At 44.3% G+C, this 4,552-nt stretch carries 2 protein-coding genes; one reads left to right on the forward strand and one right to left on the reverse strand.

Annotation, left to right across the window (positions count from 1 at the left end; translation table 11 throughout):
* Window positions 1–263: 263 nt before the first annotated feature.
* On the reverse strand, window positions 264–1,127 hold the full coding sequence (locus tag RLO19_RS29585; protein ID WP_446361160.1) for a tyrosine-type recombinase/integrase: 864 nt from the start codon (window positions 1,125–1,127) through the stop codon (window positions 264–266).
* A 320-nt stretch (window positions 1,128–1,447) separates the two neighbouring features.
* Here RLO19_RS29585 and RLO19_RS29590 point away from each other — a divergent pair, with 320 nt between their 5' ends.
* Complete coding sequence (locus RLO19_RS29590) at window positions 1,448–4,372, forward strand: DUF3854 domain-containing protein (RefSeq protein WP_446361162.1); 2,925 nt, start codon at window positions 1,448–1,450, stop codon at window positions 4,370–4,372.
* Window positions 4,373–4,552 lie beyond the last annotated feature (180 nt).

A 4,552-nucleotide genomic window follows, 5' to 3' on the forward strand; every position in this document is an offset into this window, starting at 1 on the left:
ACTATAAACGGACGTGGAGAGGGTGTAAGACCTCATTTGGAGGCAACCTTCAGCGAAGCGTCAACCCCAATCAGCGACCACCCCTAAAAAGGTGGCGTGGTGAGGAATCCCCCGCGCTCTTTAGCCGGGGGAGGATGTCAAGGAACGATCGCGATCGCGGCTTTTACAACCGGGAGCTGCAAAAACAGTGAAGACTTTGCGGCTTAAGTGTTATAGCCATTAAAGTGCTGAGAATCCGTGATAGTTTTTCTCGCGATCGCGTTCTAGACTCCGAGATAAAGAGCGCTGGATTCATCGGGTCGAGCATGGAGGTAACGTTCAGTCATCGCGATATGGGAGTGTCCCAAAGATTGCTTAACCAATTGCAGCGGGGCACCTCTCTCTAAACTGTGGGAAGCATGACTGTGCCGTAGCCAATGAGGAGACACCTTCCCTTCTATACCAGCTCGTTCAGCCGCTTCTCTGACAATCCGGTTGACTCGGGAAGGATCGAGATGTCCTTTTTGTAGACTTTTGAATACAGGCTCGTTGAGACCATCAGCACCTCGAAGTTGTTGTAACAATTCCCACATCTCGGTACTAAACACCACAACACGAGTTTTATTTCCCTTGCCTAACAAGCTCACCTGGGCGCGACCGTTACGGATCGGTTGAACATCTCGCCACTTCAGGGCGCAAACTTCAGAGACACGAGCGCCAGTCGCATAAAGAAACCGGATTAAAGTCTTGTCCCGTAATTTAGAGGTTAAATCAATCATGGCTCGGACTTGACTTTGGCTAAGAATACGTTCCGCCAGCCTGTCCTTCCCTTTGGGTAGCCTGATCAGAGAGCCAACATTATTAGGTATAACCCTTACTCGGTAGCTGAAAGTCAGCAAGCTCTTAACCGCTGCAAGCTTTCGAGAGATAGTAGCTACCGCGTAGCCTTTTGCCCCCAAAGCATTGGAAAACGCTTGTAAATCATTGAGGGTGATTTGGTCTAGGGGGATGTCACCAATAAGTCTCGTAAACTGGATGATGTCTAGGTAATACCCCCGGCGGCTGTTGGGACTTTTGTCATGAAGCCACAGCGTAATCAGGTCAAAGTTATTCCCATGTTTGACTAGCGGTTGAGTGTTTTGTTCCATGTAGCCCTTGCTCTAAGCCAGTTTGACTGCTCCTAAGCGTACCAGAAAAGCTAAAGTTATCCGGTAGTGAGAGAGATACGGATTGAGTCTTTATTGAGAATTACGGTTTATTATTGCAACGCAGAGATACAAGATGGCTACACATATCTGCAATAAACCATCATGTCTGCAACCCATGCCTGCGATGAGATAAATAAATATTTGCCAGAGATTATTGAAGTAGATATTATGAAAGGTATCGCTCAGATAGAAAAATATCCCCATCCTATCTGAAGTGAATAAATAGAATGGGGACACGTCTTAACATTTGGATTGAACGAATGAACATCCATTCTGCTCAAGATACTGTTACCGTATCCAACTTGGAAATGAACATCCATTCTGCTCAAGATACCCTAAGTGTATCGAATCGGGAGTTATTCCGCAATAACGTTACTCAGGAGTGGCTAAAATCAGGAGTCACCCAATCGTACATTGATTTCCTCTTTGAACACTACCAGCTTGACGGTACAGGCTTATTTATCTGTGATGCCCAGGAAGCCCGTCAGTTGTTGAAGATGGATTGCTTGTTGGATCATCAGCCGTATTACTGGGGGTTCAAGGATGTTAACGGTAATATCCAAATAAAGGTAAACATTCCAGCAAGTGATAATTTGTCACATGAAATTAAGTACCTTTGTCCTCGTGATAACGGTAGTGATGCTTTTCGACTGCCTATCCCTGATTACTTTTCAGATGAATCTCTCAGGACAACCATGGAGGACTTTGAGACCGTTGGGATTGTGGAGGGCATTAAGAAAGCTGCCAGTCTCATTTCTAATGGCAGAGATAAAATATACCCCATTTCTATTATTGGAGTTCACTGCGCTCTACCTAATCCGAAAAAATCTAAGGCAAAACCACGTCGTTTTCTCAAAGAATTTCTTTCTACCGCAGCAGATTTAGGTAAGAATTGTCTGGTTATTTTTGACAAGGACTGGCAAACTAATGAGCAAGTCGGTAAAGCTCTCCTTAAAGCTCACATCGCTTATCAGGCAATGGGTTTAGATACTTATACTCCCATTTGGAAAACTGACCATAAAGGAATTGACGATTACCTTGGGTCGTTAAAGCCTAATATACGTCGCGAAGCTATCATGGGATTTGTTGATAACCCAGGTGATACTTTGACTCCAGAACAAGTTCGAGAGCAATTAGAAGAGATAGTCTTCCATAAACCCGGAAAGAATAGCAAACTCAAAACGGCTCAAGACATCTATGCTTCTATCATAGATGAGTACCAAAGTGATTGGAAATACTCTCTATCCCATGATTCCTGGTTTCAGTGGAATGGTAAATACTGGGAAAAACAGCCCAATATGGTTATAGCCAGTAATGTACAGTTGTTGCTTGAAGCTCGTAATATTCGCTTCGGGACTTCTAGCAAAGTTGATGACGTTGTTAAACAAATGTCTCGTAAGTTACTCGTCAAGAACTGGTTAACAATCAATCAACAACGAGATAAAAACGGCAACTTCTTACCTCCGCGATATATCAACCTGTTGAACGGCATTTACGATATGCAGGAACGGAAATTACGACCGCACTGTAAGAGTAGTATGTTCCTCTCAGTAGTTAACCGACAATATAGTCCAATAGAAACTACCGGGAGCGTTCTGACCGATTTGGAGAAGTATGCCCCAACTTGGTATAAGTCCTACTTGGATATTATGAACGGGAATAAAACCAAGCTTCTCAAATTGTTAGCCGTCATTAATGGAGTATTAACTCATCGCCTATCCTACCATCACAAATTTATTACTCTGATTGGCTCTCCGGGTAGTGGTAAATCTTCATTCGCACGACTGCTAAACCGCATGGTAGGCGATGATAATACTACATTCACCTCCTTAAAAAAATTGAGTTCTGAGTATACAATAGCCAGTTTAATTAACTCTCAGTTGGTAGTTTGTGACGATGAGGAAAAACAGACAGATTTTGAATACTTACGAAAACTTACTGGGTCGGGCAAGGTTGAATATCGACAAATATATGGGAAGCCTGCTAGTGCTGAATTTTTGGGAAGTATTCTAGTTAATGCAGTTCATAACCCATTTGCCGGGGATATAGCCGGACTAGAGCGGCGTATATTTTTGCTGAAGTTCGACGGGCGCTTTAAACACCGCGATACCGCAGTAGAGGATTACATTTGGGAGCATGAGTTAGAGCCACTAATGGCGATCGCCCTGTCAATGCCTGAAGTAGAGGTTGATGGATATCTATTAGAGAAACTCCAATATTCGGACAGTAACTCCCTTAACGATAAATGGATGGCTGTGTGTGACTCGGAAGCCATAGCCAGTTGGATGGACTTAAATCTGATACAAGGCAGTCCGGATGACTTTGTACCTATTGGTGAGTTCTTTGAATCATTCTGTAACTACTGCGATGACAATAAATTCAACAAGCTAAACAGTAATACCTTTAGCCGTCGTCTATCCGAATATTTAGACATACTGGGATGGAAGCATTCTAAAAAGCAGATACGATACCGGTGTAAAAAGGTACGGGGTGTTAGCGGTATAAAGTTACGTGTGAGCCAGGATCGGGTTGGATATGTACCAGGGGAAGACATCCCCCCAACCATCACAGAAATTTTAACCACTCTCCAATCCGCATCGGTACAATCGGTACACTCTCCACCAATCCCAGTCAGCGAGGGCGTTTCAGGCGTACCGATACCCGATATGACCATCGGTACATCATCGGTACAGCCATCTAAATCATCGGTACATCATCCTGACCCGGTGAGTGAGCCGGTGGAATGTGATCGCAATATAGATCAGACCACTGTACCGATGAATTCTGAAAGTGTACCGATGAATTCTGATGTATCGGTACAGCCAGAATCCTCTCACAGCAAGGATTGTACCGATTGTACCGATAGTACCGATAAAAAGCCGACCCCCCAGAAAATGCTTAATCTGGTGATGACTGACGATGTTGTTTGGGAGCAGTGGGAATCAGCTAATGGTTCCTATCCTAATCCCAAGTCAAATAGTGTCAGGAGTTCTAAGAAGCTATGCAAAAAACTGGTAGAACAGTTGATTAGCTGCATTACCAGGGAGGATGTCGATCGCTTAGAAACTTCCCCCAACTATCGGTGTGAGTTTGTCTGGGTTCGTGAGATAGCAAAGATGTTTGACTATTTTGAGTACCATCACTACTTAGAATGTCTGAAGCGCTCTCAGCAGTCTTTGCTTTGATAGGTACTAAAATACCCCTACTTATTTCCGTGTAGGGGTTTATTGACATCCTCCCCCGGCTAAAGAGCGCGGGGGATTCCTCACCACGCCACCTTTTTAGGGGTGGTCGCTGATTGGGGTTGACGCTTCGCTGAAGGTTGCCTCCAAATGAGGTCTTACACCCTCTCCACGTCCGTTTAT

Origin of the sequence: Coleofasciculus sp. G2-EDA-02 (assembly GCF_040226375.1) — a bacterium.
Lineage (GTDB): Bacteria > Cyanobacteriota > Cyanobacteriia > Cyanobacteriales > Coleofasciculaceae > Coleofasciculus.